The organism is Actinomycetospora atypica (assembly GCF_042653685.1).
In the GTDB taxonomy this organism is placed as follows: domain Bacteria; phylum Actinomycetota; class Actinomycetes; order Mycobacteriales; family Pseudonocardiaceae; genus Actinomycetospora; species Actinomycetospora atypica.
This window is the reverse complement of sequence record NZ_JBHSIV010000115.1, coordinates 1-543: the sequence shown is the minus strand read 5'-3', so window position 1 is coordinate 543 and position 543 is coordinate 1. Positions and strand designations below refer to the sequence as shown.

The window sequence follows — 543 nt, the reverse complement described above, 5'->3', positions numbered from 1 at the left end:
GCAGGCCGCGATCGCGCTCGCTGTACTTGACCTCGCGGTCTACCTCACGATCCTGGTCGTGCACCGGGTTCGGCCCACGTGGGGAACCGGTTGGCTCGAGACTCCGCTGGTCACGGCCGTGCTCGCCGTGGGCACGTTGGCGCCCGGGTCGCTCAGCGCGACCAGCCCGCTGGCCTCGATCCTGGTCGCCGCCGTCCTGGTCGCGCTCACCGGCTACACGCTGGTCGGGCACCTGCTCATCCTGCGCTGGCACCGCCGCCGGCCCCCGACCTCGCCCGCCCCACCTCACTGACCGGGCTCACGACCGCGCCCGAAGCAGCCATAAGCACCGGTGTCGTCCGGCCCCGGAGGCCTGGTGCGCGACTTGTGTCGGGGCCGGGGCCACTGCCGCTTCTTGACGGTGACCCCCGCCGACGCCGGAAGCCCGGCACAAGGTGGTCCGCAGCCCGCGCTGGAACGGTTCGTTCCGAGGATTCCACCTCGTCCTCGGGCGACGCCCCCGACGACACCAGCCCGCCGACCCGAGCTGCTCTGGGAGGCCGA

Annotated in this window: 1 protein-coding gene; it reads left to right on the top strand. The window is 73.1% G+C overall.

What is annotated here, in order from left to right; all coding sequences use genetic code 11:
- A partial coding sequence (locus ACFPBZ_RS29560) for a hypothetical protein (protein WP_378039672.1) occupies positions 1-292 on the top strand: 292 nt, incomplete at its 5' end.
- Positions 293-543 lie beyond the last annotated feature (251 nt).